This is a genomic window from Micromonospora sp. C28ISP2-4, from assembly GCF_030519385.1.
Lineage (GTDB): Bacteria > Actinomycetota > Actinomycetes > Mycobacteriales > Micromonosporaceae > Micromonospora > Micromonospora tulbaghiae.
In genome coordinates this window covers 57240-72818 of record NZ_JAUMKG010000002.1, presented here as the reverse complement: position 1 = coordinate 72818, position 15579 = coordinate 57240, and the positions used below count along the sequence as shown (strand labels likewise).

The following is a 15579-nucleotide window of genomic DNA, read 5'->3' as shown; positions in this document are numbered from 1 at the left end:
GCGCGCCGGGCCGGACGGGTATGGTCACGCGGGCGGAAACCACCCACATCAGGAGTCGATGATGACCGACGTGCCGCGCGTCGTGCTGAGTGCGCCCTCCTCGGGGCACGGCACCGGCGCCGTCTCCCTCGGCCTGCTCGCGGCGCTCACCGACCGGGGGATCCCGGTCGCCGGGTTCAAGGTCGGGCCGGACCAGGTGGACGCGGCGTATCTGGGGCTCGCCGCCGGGCGCGCCGGGCGCACACTGGACCCGAGACTGGTCGGCCCGGAGCGGATCGCCCCCCTCTTCGCGCACGGCGCGGCCGGCGCCGGCTTCGCGCTGGTGCAGGGCACGATGGGCCTCTACGACTCGGTCGCCGGGCGACCGGAGAGCGAGTCCACGGCAGCAGTCGCGACGGCGCTGCGCAGCCCGGTGGTGCTCGTGGTGGACGTGGCCGCGATGGGCCAGTCGGTGGCCGCGCTGGTGCACGGCTTCCGGGCGTACGACGACGAGCTGTGGCTGGGCGGCGTGATCCTCAACCGGGTGGCCTCGCCCCGGCACGAGACGCTGCTGCGCGAGGCACTCGACGACGTGGGCGTGCCGGTCTACGGGGCGCTGCGCCGGCACGAGCTTCCCCCGGTGCTGCCCGCCCGCCGGTTCGGCACCGGGCCCGTGGTGCGTGCCGACGCGGACGCCGAACGTGGCGTACGCCGGCTCGGTGAGGCGGTGGCCGCCACCGTCGACCTCGACCGGCTGCTGGCGCTTGCCCGCTCCGCCCCCGCGCTCACCGTCGAGCCGTGGTCGCCGGAGCCGGCCGACGCCCCGCAGCCGTCGGGGGAGCGGCCGGTGGTGGCGCTCGCCGGCGGACCGGCCGGCGCCTACAGCCACCCCGAGACCGCCGAGCTGCTGCGCGCGGCAGGCGCCGAGGTGGTCACGCTCGATCCGCTGCGCGACGAGGCGCTGCCCGCCGGGGCCCGCGCGCTTGTCGTCGGGGGCGGGTTGCCCGAGACGTACGCGGAGCAGCTCTCCGCCAACCGCCGCCTCTGCATCGCGGTGGCCGAGCTGGCCCGCTCCGGCCGCCCGGTGGTCGCCGAGGGGGCCGGCCTGCTCTGGCTGGCCCGGGAGCTGGACGGCCTGCCCATGTGCGGGGTGCTCGACGCGGTCGGCACGGTCAGGGACGGCCTGGTGGTCGGCTACCGCACTGCCACGGCGGTCACCGACAGCTTGGTGGCAGCGGCCGGCGCCACGGTGACCGGGCACAAGCAGCACGCCGCCGTGCTCACTCCGCGTGCCGGTGACCGGCCGGCCTGGCGCTGGGAGGGTGGCAACCCGGAGGGCTTCGTCCGGCAGGCGGTACACGCCTCGCAGCTCGTGCCGCACTGGGCCGCGCACCCGGACGTCGCGGCCCGGCTGGTCGCCGCCGCGCTGGCGCCGGTGGGGGCGTCGGCGTGATCGGGCAGGTGGCGGTACGCCGGTTCCCGGCGCTCACCGTCTCCACCCCGCGCATCGAGGTCCGGCACCTCGTCGCTGCGGACGCGGAGGCGGTGGACGAGGTGTTCGCCGACCGGCAGACGCAGCGCTGGCTGCCGCTGGCCGAGCCGTCCGGGCAGATCGACGGGCGGGCGTGGTGCACCGAGCTGGCCCGGCAGCGGCGCGACAGCGGCGACGGTGACCACTGGGCGGTGGTCCGCCGGGAGGACCAGCGGGTGGTCGGCTCGCTGTGGGCCCGCCGCACCGACTGGGGTGCCCGGCTCACCGAGCTGTCGTACGCGATCGCGCCGCACGCCCGGGGCTTCGGCCTCGCGGTCGAGGCGGTGGACGCGGTGGCCATCGCGCTGATCCTGGAGCACGGGTTCCAGCGGGTGGAGCTGCGGGTGGCGGCCGGCAACGTGGCGTCGCGGCGGGTCGCCGAGAAGGCCGGGTTCAGCTACGAGGGACTGCTGCGCAACGCCGGTTTCGTCAGGGGCGCCCGGGTCGACCTGGAGCTGTGGTCCTTCGTGGCCGCCGACCTCCGCTGACCGTCCCTGCACCCACCCGCCTCCCAACGTCGATCAAGGAGTTCGCGTCGGTGGATCAGGCGATCCGGGGACGCAAACTCCTTGATCAACTACCCGGGCGCACCCCCGGGCGGATCAGAGGGTCAGCCGACTATCTGGTCCGAGGGTGGGGTGAACTGGCGGGTGGGCTGGCCCTTGAGTGAGTCCCGCAGGGTCTGCGCCACCGCGTTCACCGGGATCTGCGACTGCCCGTCGCCCACCGCGTTGAACGGATTGTCCGGGTCGGCGATGAAGCTCGCCGCCGCCAGCTCCGGCGTGTAGCCGACGAACCACGCCGACCGGGTGCTGTCGGTCGTACCCGTCTTGCCGGCGACCGGGCGGCCGACCGTACCCCGCACGCTGTCGGCGGTCGACCAGCCGCCGCAGCTCCCCCGGGCCGGGGTGTCGCCGGTCGGGCAGCGCGCCGCGTCGGTGGCGGCCCGGGCCGCGTCGGCGTTCACCACCTGCCGGCATCGGGGCTTTGCCACCTCCCGCTGCACCCCGCCCGGCGTGGTGTACGTGGCGGGCGTGCCGTCCCGGTTCATGATCGCGTTGACCGGGATGGCCTCGCAGTAGCGTCCGTCAGCGGCGATGGCGGCGTACGCGTTCGCCATTTCCAGCGGGGTGGCGTCGGAGACGCCGAGCGTGAACGCGCCCCACTTCTTCGCCTTCCCCGGCGACGCCTGCTCCCGGTCCACGTCGGTACGCCAGCGCAGCCCCAGCTGCTCGGCCAGGCGCACCCCGGCGTCCGCGCCGATCTTCTCCTCCAGCTGGACGAAGTAGGTGTTCACCGACTTGCCGAAGCCGGACCACATGGTCTGCCGGCCGGTCATCGCGCCGCTGGCGTTCGATGGTGCCCACCCGTCGTAGACGGCCGACCTGTACGTGTGCGGCGAGTCGTACGCGGTGGACAGCGGCATCCCGGCGTTGAGCGCCGCGAGCATCGGGAACATCTTGAACGTCGAACCGGCCTGGTAGCCCGGTAGCGTCCCGCCGCCGAGCAGCGGCGCCACCGTGTTCGGGTAGTTCGCCTTGACCTTGGGGCCGGCCTCCGGGTTCGAGCTGTTCGGGTTCTCGGCCAGGTCGAGCGAGTAGTTCCGGTTCACCGCCATCGCCTTGATCCGCCCGGTGCCGGGCTCGGCGACCACGATCCCGTTGGCGAACGGGCTGCCGGTGTTGTCCTTGGCCCCGACGTTCTTCTCCGCCGCCGCCTGGGTCTTCGGGTCGAGCGCGAGCACGATCCGGTAGCCGCCGCGGCGCAGCTTGTCCATCCGTTCCAGCCGGTTCTCGCCGAACGCGGGCTGGGAGCTCCACCAGTTCTTCAGGTAGTCGCAGTAGAAGCCCCAGCTGCGGTGCCCGCCGTCGATCGCGGCGCAGTCGTTCGGCGGGTCGGTCAGCTTCAGCTTGATCGGCTGTCCCTTCGCCGCGGCGGCGGCATCGGGCGACAGGTAGCCGAGGCGGGCCATGTTGTCCAGCACGTAGTTGCGGCGGCCGGTGGCGTCCTTCTGGTCCGAGGTGATCGGGTCGTACTCCGACGGCGACTTCACCAGACCGGCCAGCGTGGCCGCCTCGACCGGGGTGAGCGTGGCCGGCGTCTTGGAGAAGAAGATCTGCGAGGCGGCGTAGATCCCGTACGCACGGTGACCGAAGTAGGCCGAGTTGAGGTAGCGCTCCAGGATCTGCTCCTTGCTCACGTGCTTCTCGATGTCCAGTGCCATGCGCATCTCCTTGACCTTGCGCAGGCTGGTCTGCTGGGTCGCCTCCTGGACCTCCTTGGGCGTGGTCGCGCTGTCCCGCAGCGCCATCCGCACGTACTGCATGGTGATCGTCGAGGCGCCCTGGGAGACACCGCCGGACCGGGCGTTGGAGACGAAGGCGCGCGCCACGCCCTTCGGGTCGACGCCGTGGTGCTGGTAGAAGCGGTTGTCCTCGGCGGCGACGATCGCCTGCTGGATGTTCGGCGACATGTTCTCGATCTTGGTGTACTGCCGGTACTCCTCGTAGAACATGGTCAGCACGGTCTTGCCGTCCGGCGCGTAGACGTACGAGGTCTCGGCCGGCAGCGCGGTCTTGAGGATGTTCGTCTTCTGTTCGATCGCGTGTGCCGTGGCCTTGGCCCCGATGCCGGTGACGGCGACAAGCGGGTACAGGGCGGCGGCGACCACGATGCCGGCGATCAGCCCGGCGCGGAGAAGGGGAACGAGACGGCCAGCGGAAGCAAGGGGACGACTGCTCACGGGGTCAAGCTATGACATTTCCGATTCGGAAATGAGAAGAACTCATAAACTGGCGGACCGTGACGCGACCCACGCCGGGATGCGCTGTCCCGCGCGGCGGCTACCCGGCAGGATCGCGGACATGCCCGCAGCACCGACCGGTAGCGCCGCCGCGCTCGACGAGCCCGACCTGGGCCACCACGGGGACGCCGAGGCCACTCCCGGCCTGGTGGACCTGGCGGTGAACGTGCGCCGCGCCCCGATGCCGGACTGGCTGGCCGACCCGGTCACCGCCGCGCTGGGCGACTTGGCCGCGTACCCGGACCCGGCGCCGGCCCGCGCCGCAGTCGCTCACCGGCACGGGCGACCCCCGGAGGAGGTACTCCTCACCGCCGGGGCCGCCGAGGGTTTCGTCCTGATCGCCCGCGCGCTGTCCGGCGTCCGCCGCCCCGTTGTGGTGCACCCGCAGTTCACCGAGCCGGAGGCCGCGCTGCTCGCCGCCGGGCACCGGGTGGACCGGGTGCTGCTCGACCCGGCCGACGGTTTCCGCCTCGACCCGGCCCGCGTCCCGGACGACGCCGACCTGGTCATGATCGGCAACCCCACGAACCCGACCTCGGTGCTGCACCCGGCGGGCACGATCGCCGCGCTGGCCCGTCCCGGCCGGGTGCTCGTGGTCGACGAGGCGTTCGCCGACACCACAGCCGCCCCCGGCGTCGACGGCGAGCCCGAGTCGCTCGCCGCCCGCCGCGATCTGCCCGGCCTCGTGGTGGTGCGCAGCCTCACCAAGACCTGGGGCCTCGCCGGGCTGCGGATCGGCTACCTGCTCGGCGACGCCGCGCTGCTGGCCCGGTTCGCCGCCGCGCAGCCGCTCTGGGCGGTCTCCACCCCGGCGCTCGCCGCCGCCACCGCCTGCGCCACGCCGGACGCCGTCGCTGCCGAACGCGCCATCGCCGCCGAACTCGCCGCCGACCGCGGCCACCTGGTGGCCCGCCTGTCCGGCCTGCCGGGGGTACGCGTGGCGGGGCGCCCGGCCGCCGCCTTCGTCCTGATCCACGTGGCCGGCGCCGCCGACGTACGCGAGCGGCTGCGCGCGCACGGCTGGGCGGTACGCCGGGGCGACACGTTCCCCGGGCTCGGCCCGGACTGGCTCCGGATCGCCGTACGCGACCGGCGCACCACCGACGCGTTCATCGAGACGCTGGCACGGATCCTGGAGGCATGATGCTGGAGTCCACAGTCGCGGCGATCCGGCCGCTGGACGAGGCCGCCATGGCGGCGGCCCGCGAGTTGCAGGGACGGCTGACCAAGCCCGCCGGCTCGCTCGGCGCTCTGGAACCGCTCTCGGTACGCCTCGCCGGGCTGGCCGGCGCCTGCCCGCCGCCGCTGCCCGAGCCGGCCGCTGTGGCGATCTTCGCCGGTGACCACGGCGTGCACGCCCAGGGCGTGACCCCGTGGCCGCAGGAGGTCACCGCCCAGATGATCGCCAACTTCCTCGCCGGCGGCGCGGTCGTCAACGCGTTCGCCCGCCAGGCCGGCGCCTCGGTCACGGTCGTGGACGTCGGCGTGGCCACCCCGATCCCCGGCGCCGAGTCCGCCGATCCGGCCGGGCCGCGTCTGGTGTCCGCGAACGTACGCCCCGGCACCCGCGACATGACAGTCACCGCCGCGCTGACCCGGGACGAGGCCCGGGCGGCTGTCGAGACCGGCATCCGGGTCGCCGGCGAGCTGATCGACGCCGGGGCGGGCATCCTGCTCACCGGCGACATGGGCATCGGCAACACCACCCCGTCCGCCACGCTCATCGCCGCGTTCTCCGGCGTCGACGCGGAGGCGGCCACCGGCCGGGGCACCGGGGTCGACGACGAGACGTACGCCCGCAAGGTGGCCGTGGTGCGAGCCGCGCTGGCCCGGCACGAGCCCGACCCGGCCGACCCGCTGGGCGTGCTGGCGACCGTCGGCGGGCTGGAGCACGCCGCGCTGACCGGCCTGATCCTCGGCGCCGCCGCGCGACGGGTGCCGGTGCTGCTCGACGGCGTGATCGCGGTCAGCGCCGCGGTCGCCGCCGCCGCGTTCGCGCCGGACGCGGTGGGCGCCATGGTCGCCGGGCACCGCAGCGCCGAGCCGGGCGCCACGGCGGCGCTGCGGCACCTCGGCCTGGAGCCGCTGATCGACCTGGGACTGCGGCTCGGCGAGGGCACCGGGGCGCTGCTCGCCCTGCCCGTGGTCACCGGCGCGGTCCGGGTACTGCACGAGGTGGCCACGTTCGACTCCGCCGGGGTGGCGGAGAAGTGACCGGGCCGACGCCGCCGAGCCCGTACCCGCTGGGGTTGCGGCTGGGCGGGCGGCGCGTGGTCGTCGTCGGCGGGGGAGCGGTCGCCACCCGGCGGGTGCCCGCGCTGCTCGACGCGGGCGCGGACGTGCTGCTGGTGTCGCCCGAACTGACCCCGGCGCTGCGCGCGCACGTCGACGCCGGGCGGCTGCACTGGGAGCCACGTCGGTTCGCTCCCGGCGACCTGGACGGCGCGTGGCTCGTGCAGGTGGCTGTGGACGACCGGGCCGCCGCCGCAGCCGTGAGTGCCGCCGCGGCCGAGCGGCGGATCTTCTGCGTCCGCGCCGACGACCGGACGGCCGCCAGCGCGTGGACCCCGGCGGTGACCCGGCACGGCCCGGTGACCGTGGCGGTCCTCGGCGGCGGCGACCCGCGCCGCGCCATGACCGTCCGCGACGCCGTCCGCGACCTGCTGAGCGCAAGGAAGGGCCCCTTGTTAACGCCTCAGGTAGAGGAAGGGCCCCCTCTTAACACCGGCGGGCGCGTCGCGCTCGTCGGCGCCGGGCCGGGCGACCCGGAGCTGATCACCGTGAAGGGGTGGCGGCTGCTCACCGAGGCGGAGGTGGTCGTCGCCGACCGGCTCGTGCCCGGCCTGCTCCTGGACGAGCTGCGCCCGGACGTGGAGCTGGTGGACGCGTCCAAGATCCCGTACGGGCCGTCGCGTGCCCAGGAGGAAATCAACCGGATCCTGGTGGACCGCGCCCGGGCCGGCAAGACGGTGGTACGGCTCAAGGGCGGCGACCCGTACGTCTTCGGCCGCGGGGGTGAGGAACTGCTGGCCTGTGCCGAGGCGGGCGTGCCGGTGACTGTGGTGCCGGGCGTGACGAGCGCGATCGCGGTGCCGGAGGTGGCCGGGGTGCCGGTGACCCACCGGGGTGTGGCGCACGAGTTCACTGTGGTCTCCGGGCACCTCGCGCCCGACGCGCCCGCGTCGCTCGTACGCTGGGACGCCCTGGCCGGACTGCGCGGCACGCTGGTGATCCTGATGGGCCTGAAGAACCTCGCCGCGATCAGCACCACCCTGATGGCGCACGGCAAGCCGGCTGACACTCCCGCCGCGGTGATCCAGGAGGGCACGACGGCTGCCCAGCGCACGCTCCGCTCCACACTGGGCACGGTCGCCGCCGACGTGGAGACCGCCGCCCTACGCCCACCCGCGATCGTGGTGGTAGGCGACGTGGTCCACGCCCTGAGTCCCGACGCCCCCGCCTGACCCGCCGCCCTCGCGCCCTCGCCCGACGCCGCCCCGCCCGATCGCGCCGATCTTGCACTTGGTGCCCAACAAATGCCCGTTATAGCCCCTTCGCCCGGGCAGCAAGTGCAAGATCGCCGGGCCGGGCGGGCGGGCGGGTGGGTGGGACGTGGACGGGGGCGGGGGAGCGGGAGGTCTCCCGCCCCCGTCGGGGCGCTTCGGTCAGGTCACTGCTTGAGCATGTTGTCCAGCAGCAGGGCACACCGGATCAGGCCCAGGTGGCTGTACGCCTGCGGGTGGTTGCCCAGCCCGCGCTCGGCCAGCGGGTCGTACTGCTCCGGCAGCAGCCCGGTCGGCCCGGCCGTGTCGACCATCTGGGTGAACAGCTCCTCGGCGTCGCTGCGGCGGCCGGTGCGCAGGTACGCCTCGATCAGCCACGACGTGCAGATGTGGAAGCCGCCCTCCCGGCCGGGCAGGCCGTCGTCCCAGTGGTACCGGTAGACGACCGGACCGCTCCGCAGTTCCGCCTCGATCTTGAGCACGGTGGAGAGGAAGCGCGGGTCGTCGCCGGCGAGCAGCCCGGAGATGCCGATCCACAGCGACGAGGCGTCCATCTCCTCGTAGCCGTAGGCGACGCTGTACGCCTCGGCCTCCGGGTGCCAGCCGTGCTCCAGCACGTTGGCGGCGATCCGGTCGCGCAGCTCGACCCACTCCGGCCGGTCCTCGCCGCCGTGCCGGCGTACCACGTGCAGCGCCCGGTCCACCGTCATCCAGAGCATGACCTTGGAGAAGACGTGGTGCCGCGGGGGGAGGCGGGCCTCCCAGATGCCGTGGTCGGGCTCGTGCCAGCGGCGGCGTACCGCCTCGACCATGTTCTCCAGCACCCGCCACTCGTCGTCGCGGATCGAGCCCCTGGCGTCGGCCACCGCCGCGATCAGGTCCGCGACCGGGCCGAAGACGTCGAGCTGGAGCTGGTGGTTGGCGAGGTTGCCGACCCGTACCGGCCGGGAGCCGGCGTAGCCGGGAAGCGTGTCGATGACCGCCTCGGCGCCCAGCTCGAAGCCGTCCACCGTGTAGAGCGGGTGCAGCCGTTCCGGGTGCCCGCCGGTGCGCTCGACCACGCCGTCGATCCAGCGCAGCAGCCCTTCGGCCTCCTCGGTCGAGCCGAGGTCGACCAGCGCGCGGGCGGTCATGGCGGCGTCCCGCAGCCAGCAGTAGCGGTAGTCCCAGTTGCGGACACCGCCCAGCTCCTCCGGCAGCGACGTGGTGGCCGCGGCGAGGATCGAGCCGGTGGGCTCGTGGCAGAGGCCGCGCAGCGTCAGCGCGCTGCGGGCGACCAGGTCCCGGGCGGTGGCGGGCAGCCGCAGCGAGGCCACCCAGTCCTTCCACGGCTGTTCCGCGGCGGCCTGCCGCTCGTGCAGCGGCAGCCGGTGCGGCTCCAGGCTCTGCGTGCCGAAACGCAGCTCCAGCACCACCTGGCCGCCGGCCGCCGACAGGTCGACCACCGCCTTCGCGGTCTCGTACCCGGCGTCGTTTGTGACCTCCCAATCGACGCCGGGGGAGTGCAGCGCGACCGGCTCGTTGGAGCCGAGCACCAGCAGGCCGTCGTCGAGCGGCTGGAGCTGCACCGCGACCTGACCGAACTCGGGGCGCGGCGCGAACTCGACCCGGGCCCGCCCGGTGCCGCTGAGCACCCGGACCAGCGTCGAGTCGCCGCTGACCACGGCCGGGTCGTCCGGCGTGGTCTCCCGTACCGGCAGGTCGAGCCAGTCGGTCACGGTCAGGCCGGACCAGCGGGTCTCGACCGTCATCGTGTTGCTGCGGTAGCGCTGGCCCAGCGGGATGCCGCCCCGCTCGGGGCCGACCGTGAAGTGCCCGGCCGGGCTGCCGCCGACCAGGTCGGCGAAGATCGCCGCCGAGTCCGGCTTCGGGTGGCACAGCCAGGTGATCTTCGCTTCCGGTGTGACGAGCGCTACCGTACGGCCGTTGGCGAGCATCGAGTGCCGCTCGATCGGCACCGCCCGCTCGCCGAACAGCCAGTGCCGCCGCGTCTCCAGCAGCAGCCCGAGCGCGCGGGCCGCCTCGATCGGCTCGGCCACCCGGTAGTCGGCCCGGGTCTCCCCGGGGCCGATCTTGATGCCGACGTCCGGTCCGGTCAGGTTGCCGAAGGCGTTCTCGTCGGTGACGTCGTCGCCGATGAACAGCACCGCGCTGGCGGCGAGCTGCGTGCGGAGCTGGTCGACGGCGGTGCCCTTGTTGGTCACGACCACCGACAGCTCGATGACCTCCTTGCCCTGGGTGACTGTCACGCCCTCCCAGGTCGCGGGGCCGTTGCGGACCGCCTCGACGGCCCGGGCGGCGACGTGCGGGTCGACGCCGCGGGTGTGCACGGCCACACTGGCCGGCTTGCGTTCCAGGCGGATGCCCGGGTGCTCGGCGGCGATCTCGCGCAGCGCCTCACGGAGCCGGTGCCGGACCGCGATCAGCTCGGGGGTGAGCCGCTCGACGAAGCCGATGTCGAACTCCGAGCCGTGGCTGCCGACGAGGTGCACCTCGCTGGGCAGCCGGGAGAGCGTGGCCAGGTCGCGCAGCGCGCGGCCGGACACGACGGCGACGCTCGTCTGCGGCAGCGCGGCGAGCGCGCGTACGGCCGCCACCGACTCGGGCAGCGGCACGGCCTTGCTGGGGTCCTCGACGATCGGCGCCAGTGTGCCGTCGTAGTCGCAGGCGACCAGGAGTTGCGGAACCCGGGCGATACGGCCGATGGCGGCACGCAGTTCGGGATCCAGCACGCCGCCGTGGGCGGCGGCGGGGGCGGACGAGGTCACGCAGCCTCCGTATCTCCGACGCCGAGCTCGCTGAGGAACGACTTGGCCCAGTGGCCCACGTCGTGGCTGCGCAGATGGCGTTGCATGACGCGCATCCGGCGGCGGGCTTCGGGCTTTTCGACATGCACGGCCCGCAGCAACGCGTCCTTCACCGCGTCCGGGTCGTGCGGATTACACAGGAACGCCTGGCGCAGCTCTGTCGCGGCGCCGGCGAACTCACTGAGCACGAGCGCGCCGCCCTGGTCGGCGCGCGATGCGACGTACTCCTTGGCCACCAGATTCATTCCGTCTCGCAGCGGGGTCACCATCATCACGTCGGCCGCGACGTACATCGCGGCCAGTTCGGAGCGACTGTACGACTGATGCAGGTAATGCACTGCAGGCACGCCGACCCGGCCGAATTCACCATTGATCCGGCCAACCTCGCGTTCCACCTTCACCCGAAGTGCCTGGTAGTGCTCCACGCGCTCGCGGCTGGGCGTGGCGACCTGCACCATAACCGCGTCGGGAACTGTCAACTTTCCGTCAGCGAGGAGTTCCCGGAAGGCCTTCAGCCGGAGTTCGATGCCCTTGGTGTAGTCGAGCCGGTCGACCCCCAGGATGATCGTCTTCGGGTTGCCCAGCTCCTCCCGGATCTGCTTGGCCCGGGCCTGGATCGCCGGGTCCTCGGCCAGCCGCTCCATCTCCTTGGTGTCGATCGAGATGGGGAACGCGCCCGCCTTCACCTGCCGGCCGTCGACCTGGATCATCTGGCCCTCGTAGCGCAGGCCGAGCAGGTGCCGGGCCAGGCGGACGAAGTTCTGCGCCGCCAGCCGCTGCTGGAAGCCGACCAGGTCCGCGCCGAGCAGCCCGCGCAGGATCTCGGTGCGGAACGGCATCTGCATGAACAGCTCGATCGGCGGGAACGGGATGTGCAGGAAGAAGCCGATGCGCAGGTCCGGCCGCAGCTCGCGGAGCATCGCCGGCACCAGCTGGAGCTGGTAGTCCTGGACCCAGACCGTCGCGCCCTCGGCGGCGACGTCGGCCGCGGCCTCCGCGAACCGGGCGTTGACCAACCGGTACGCCTCGCGCCAGCGCCGCTTGTAGGCGGGCGTCTCCACCGCGTCGTGGTAGAGCGGCCAGATCGTCGCGTTCGACTGGCCCTCGTAGTAGCGCTCCAGTTCCTCGGCGCTCAGTGGCACGGGGTGCAGGCGGATGCCCTCCAGGTCGAACGGCTCGGGCGCGGCACCGGTGCCGCCGGCCCACCCCACCCAGGTGCCCTGGTGCTCGGCCAGCACCGGGTGCAGCGCGGTCACCAGCCCTCCGGGGCTGCGCCGCCACTGCCGTCCCTCGGGTGTGCTCACCTCGTCGACCGGCAGACGGTTGGCCACTACGACAAAGGAGCTACGGACGGTCACGATCGGCCACCTCCGGGTACTGACGGGTCCACCGCGATGAGCGTACTGAGCGTAGCTGCGGCGTCTGATCCCCCGTGCCGGAGTTACCTACCCGTCCCAGAACCGCCGAACCCACCGCGTGATCTTGTCGACACCGGTGGCTCAGAGGTCGATGATCGGCCACTCCTTCGGCAGTACCTCACCGAGCAGTTCCCGTCGATCGCCCATGATCGGCGTGGTGGCCCGTGCGGCCTCCAGCGCCACCTGTGCGAGGTCCATGCTCAGGAGCGTGCGCGACCAGCCGCCGAGGAGCATGCACATGTCCTGCGCCACGGGGGTGACGACCACGTGGTCGAGATCGGCGAGGATGTCGAGCAGACGCCAGCCGTCGACGGCCACCTGCCGGTACGCCTCGGCGAGACACAGCGCCGGCACGATCACCGACTGCCCCCGGTCCGCGACCGACGCGATCTGCTCCCCGACCGCCTCGGTGCCGTCCGAGTGGGCCAGCAGGCAGGCGGTGTCGAGCACCAGTCCGGCGTCAGTCACGGGTCAGCCGTCCACGTGACGACTCGCTCAGCAACGACGGTAACGAGTAGTACCGGTGTCGGCAACGAGGCTCGTCGCCGTACCCCTGGGGTGGGGTGATGTGGGCGTGGCGGTCCGTACCTGTCAGGATTGACGGCGGCGTGCGTGCGGCCGGCTCCCGGCCGGCGGCGGCAGGCGGAGATCGACGCCGGCCCCCGCACCCGACAAGCCCGCGATCGCAACCGACGGAGGTAGCCCGCACCGTGGCCCAGTTCATCTACGTCCTGGACAAGGCGCGCAAGGCGCACGGCGACAAGGTCGTGCTCGACAACGTGACGCTGAACTTCCTGCCGGGTGTCAAGATCGGGGTGGTCGGTCCGAACGGCGCCGGTAAGTCCAGCCTCCTCAAGATCATGGCAGGGCTGGACCGGCCGAGCAACGGCGAGGCCCGGCTCATGCCCGGCTACTCCGTCGGCATGCTCGCGCAGGAGCCGCCGCTCAACGAGGAGAAGACGGTCCTCGGCAACGTCGAGGAGGCGGTCGCCGAGACCAAGGCCAAGCTGGAGCGGTTCAACGCCATCGCCGAGCAGATGGCCACCGACTACTCCGACGAGCTGATGGAGGAGATGGGCAGGCTCCAGGAGGATCTGGACGCCGCCGACGCGTGGGACATCGACTCCAAGCTCGAACTGGCCATGGACGCGCTGCGCTGCCCGCCGCCGGACGCCGACGTCACCACGCTCTCCGGTGGTGAGCGCCGCCGGGTGGCGCTGTGCAAGCTGCTGCTGGAGGCGCCGGACCTGCTGCTGCTCGACGAGCCCACCAACCACCTGGACGCGGAGAGCGTGCAGTGGCTGGAGCAGCACCTGGCCAAGTACGCCGGTACCGTCCTGGCGATCACCCACGACCGGTACTTCCTGGACAACGTGGCCAACTGGATCCTGGAGCTGGACCGCGGCCGGGCCTACCCGTACGAGGGCAACTACTCCACCTACCTGGAGAAGAAGGCCGCCCGGCTCTCCGTCGAGGGACGCCGCGACGCCAAGATGAAGAAGCGCCTCTCCGAGGAACTGGAGTGGGTCCGCTCGAACGCCAAGGCGCGGCAGACCAAGTCCAAGGCCCGTCTGGACCGCTACGACGAGATGGCCGCCGAGGCGGAGAAGACCCGGAAGCTGGACTTCGAGGAGATCCAGATCCCGCCGGGCCCGCGCCTGGGCAACACGGTCATCGAGGCGCAGAACCTCACCAAGGCGTTCGGTGACCGGGTGCTGATCGACGACCTGTCGTTCTCGCTGCCCCGCAACGGCATCGTCGGCATCATCGGCCCGAACGGCGTCGGCAAGACCACGCTGTTCAAGACCATCGTCGGGCTGGAGCAGTCGACCAGCGGCTCGGTCCGGGTCGGCGAGACCGTCTCGCTGTCGTACGTCGACCAGAACCGGCAGGGCCTCGACGGCGACAAGACCGTCTGGGAGGTCGTCTCCGACGGGCTGGACCACCTCATGGTGGGCAAGGTCGAGATGCCGTCCCGGGCGTACATCGCCGCGTTCGGCTTCAAGGGGCCGGACCAGCAGAAGCCGACCAAGGTGCTCTCCGGCGGCGAGCGCAACCGGCTCAACCTGGCGCTGACGCTGAAGATCGGCGGCAACGTGATCCTGCTCGACGAGCCGACGAACGACCTGGACGTGGAGACGCTGTCCAGCCTGGAGAACGCGCTGCTGGAGTTCCCCGGCTGCGCCGTGGTGATCTCCCACGACCGGATGTTCCTGGACCGGGTCGCCACGCACATCCTGGCCTGGGAGGGCGACGACCAGAACCCGGCCAAGTGGTTCTGGTTCGAGGGCAACTTCGAGGCGTACGAGAAGAACAAGGTCGACCGCCTCGGCGCCGAGGCGGCCCGGCCGCACCGGGTGACCTACCGCAAGCTCACCCGTGACTGACCGCTTCGTCTACCACTGCGCGCTGCGCTGGTCCGACCTGGACGCGTACGGCCACGTCAACAACGCCCGCTTCCTCACGCTCTACGAGGAGGCCCGGGTGGCGATGATGTTCGCCGGCGGCCGGGCGTGGGGAGTGGGCTCGTTCGCCGACGGTGTGGTCATCCGCCGGCACGAGGTCGACTACCTGCGCCCGGTCGACTACGCGCTCGGCCGGGCCAGCGCGGAGGCCGCCCCGACGGTACGGATCGAGCTGTGGGTGGACCAGATCAAGGCCGCCTCCTTCTCGGTCGCGTACGAGCTGTACGACGGCGACACGCTGGCCGGCACCGCCCGGTCGCTGCTGGTGCCGTTCGACCTGGCGGAGCAGCGCCCGCGCCGGATCTCGCCGGAGGAGCGGGCGTTCCTGCTCCGCTACGCGCCGGGGCTGAGCGGATGACCGGGCACGGGTTGACCGGGACGGCCGACGCCGGGGCCTTCCTGGCCCGGCTGGTCCGGTTCGACCCGGCCGTCCTGGTCCGGCTGCGGCCGGTGCCGGGCGCGGGCCGTACCGCCCTCTGGGCGCGGCTGCCGTGGGGCGTGCTCGTGGTCCGTACCGTACCGGGCACCGCTCCCGGGGACGTCACGGTCGCCGCGGGGGAGTTGCTGGCCGCGCTCTCCGCCGGAGGCGAGGCGCTTCCGGTACGCCGGGACGACGGCTGGCGGTGGCAGCTCCCACCGGCGGCGAGCCGGGCGGTGGAGGCGCTGCCCGGCGCCGAGCTGCGCCGGATCGCGGAGGCGGCGGCCGGGACACTGCGCGAGGCGGCCACGCACGGCGTGGCGGGTCGCGCGGTCGGGCAGCGGGTGCTGCGGGACGCTCTGCTGGACCACGTCGCGGTGGTGGTGACCCCGGACGAGGCGCCGCGCACACCCGTGGAGGTGTCGCAGCGGCTGGTGCAGGGGCTGGTCCGGATGGGTTTCCTCGGCACCGGCGCGGACGACGTTCAGGTGCGGACGGCAGGCCGATGGGTCGGACTCGTCGGACCGTTCGGGGCGGCCTGGTCGCGTACCGTTGCCGATCTTGCACTCAGGCCGACGCTGGCTCATCCGAACGGATGACCCCGCTTCGTCCTTCCGGTTTGGGGCGGTCGTTGGGGGGATGCCTCAGGCCGTCT

12 protein-coding genes are annotated in these 15579 nt (G+C 72.9%); 8 read left to right on the top strand and 4 right to left on the bottom strand.

The window, feature by feature from the left end; all coding sequences use genetic code 11:
• Positions 1-61 precede the first annotated feature (61 nt).
• Together Q3W68_RS09065 and Q3W68_RS09060 are read left to right on the top strand one after the other, a co-directional pair.
• Positions 62-1432 (top strand): cobyrinate a,c-diamide synthase, encoded by a 1371-nt coding sequence (locus tag Q3W68_RS09065; RefSeq protein WP_302905043.1) that lies wholly within the window; start codon positions 62-64, stop codon positions 1430-1432.
• On the top strand, positions 1429-1998 hold the full coding sequence (locus Q3W68_RS09060; protein ID WP_302905042.1) for a GNAT family N-acetyltransferase: 570 nt from the start codon (positions 1429-1431) through the stop codon (positions 1996-1998). Before Q3W68_RS09065 ends, Q3W68_RS09060 begins: the two co-directional genes overlap by 4 nt.
• 122 nt (positions 1999-2120) lie before the next feature.
• On the opposite strand, the gene Q3W68_RS09055 is transcribed toward Q3W68_RS09060, so the two are convergent.
• A complete protein-coding gene (locus Q3W68_RS09055) occupies positions 2121-4253 on the bottom strand; it encodes a transglycosylase domain-containing protein (RefSeq protein WP_302905041.1) in 2133 nt (710 codons plus the stop codon).
• 121 nt (positions 4254-4374) lie between these two features.
• On the opposite strand from Q3W68_RS09055, the gene cobC reads away from it, so the two are divergent.
• Genes cobC through cobA form a run of 3 tightly spaced genes read left to right on the top strand, consistent with a single transcriptional unit; the run spans position 4375 to position 7777 of the window.
• A complete protein-coding gene (cobC, locus tag Q3W68_RS09050; protein ID WP_302905040.1) occupies positions 4375-5457 on the top strand; it encodes an Rv2231c family pyridoxal phosphate-dependent protein CobC in 1083 nt (360 codons plus the stop codon).
• On the top strand, positions 5457-6527 hold the full coding sequence (cobT, locus tag Q3W68_RS09045) for a nicotinate-nucleotide--dimethylbenzimidazole phosphoribosyltransferase (RefSeq protein WP_302905664.1): 1071 nt from the start codon (positions 5457-5459) through the stop codon (positions 6525-6527). The genes cobC and cobT overlap by 1 nt, the downstream gene beginning before the upstream one ends.
• Positions 6524-7777, top strand: coding sequence for a uroporphyrinogen-III C-methyltransferase (cobA, locus tag Q3W68_RS09040; protein ID WP_302905039.1), 1254 nt, complete (start codon positions 6524-6526; stop codon positions 7775-7777). The genes cobT and cobA overlap by 4 nt, the downstream gene beginning before the upstream one ends.
• 206 nt (positions 7778-7983) lie before the next feature.
• Here cobA and otsB read toward each other — a convergent pair whose 3' ends face one another.
• From otsB to Q3W68_RS09025, 3 genes are all read right to left on the bottom strand, one after another.
• Complete coding sequence (gene otsB / locus Q3W68_RS09035; protein WP_302905038.1) at positions 7984-10584, bottom strand: trehalose-phosphatase; 2601 nt, start codon at positions 10582-10584, stop codon at positions 7984-7986.
• Positions 10581-11981: a trehalose-6-phosphate synthase gene (locus tag Q3W68_RS09030; protein WP_043328887.1), complete on the bottom strand. Its 1401-nt coding sequence runs from the start codon at positions 11979-11981 to the stop codon at positions 10581-10583. Before Q3W68_RS09030 ends, otsB begins: the two co-directional genes overlap by 4 nt.
• A gap of 141 nt (positions 11982-12122) precedes the next feature.
• Positions 12123-12509 (bottom strand): hypothetical protein, encoded by a 387-nt coding sequence (locus tag Q3W68_RS09025; RefSeq protein WP_302905037.1) that lies wholly within the window; start codon positions 12507-12509, stop codon positions 12123-12125.
• Between the two features lie 242 nt (positions 12510-12751).
• Between Q3W68_RS09025 and ettA the strand changes: the two genes are divergently transcribed.
• Genes ettA through Q3W68_RS09010 form a run of 3 tightly spaced genes read left to right on the top strand, consistent with a single transcriptional unit; the run spans position 12752 to position 15523 of the window.
• Positions 12752-14428, top strand: a complete 1677-nt coding sequence (gene ettA, locus Q3W68_RS09020) for an energy-dependent translational throttle protein EttA (protein WP_302905036.1) — start codon at positions 12752-12754, stop codon at positions 14426-14428.
• Positions 14421-14864 carry a thioesterase family protein gene (locus Q3W68_RS09015; RefSeq protein ID WP_252450200.1) on the top strand — a complete coding sequence of 148 codons (444 nt, stop codon included), beginning with the start codon at positions 14421-14423 and terminating at the stop codon, positions 14862-14864. The genes ettA and Q3W68_RS09015 overlap by 8 nt, the downstream gene beginning before the upstream one ends.
• Positions 14861-15523, top strand: a complete 663-nt coding sequence (locus Q3W68_RS09010; protein ID WP_302905035.1) for a hypothetical protein — start codon at positions 14861-14863, stop codon at positions 15521-15523. The genes Q3W68_RS09015 and Q3W68_RS09010 overlap by 4 nt, the downstream gene beginning before the upstream one ends.
• The last annotated feature ends 56 nt before the right edge of the window (positions 15524-15579 follow it).

What these genes read in the sequence shown, in the direction of transcription:
- cobC (WP_302905040.1), top strand. Translation starts at nt 4,375, where the DNA reads ATGCCCGCAGCACCGACCGGTAGCGCCGCCGCGCTCGACGAGCCCGAC.
- cobT (WP_302905664.1), top strand. Translation starts at nt 5,457, where the DNA reads ATGCTGGAGTCCACAGTCGCGGCGATCCGGCCGCTGGACGAGGCCGCC.
- Q3W68_RS09065 (WP_302905043.1), top strand. Translation starts at nt 62, where the DNA reads ATGACCGACGTGCCGCGCGTCGTGCTGAGTGCGCCCTCCTCGGGGCAC.
- Q3W68_RS09010 (WP_302905035.1), top strand. Translation starts at nt 14,861, where the DNA reads ATGACCGGGCACGGGTTGACCGGGACGGCCGACGCCGGGGCCTTCCTG.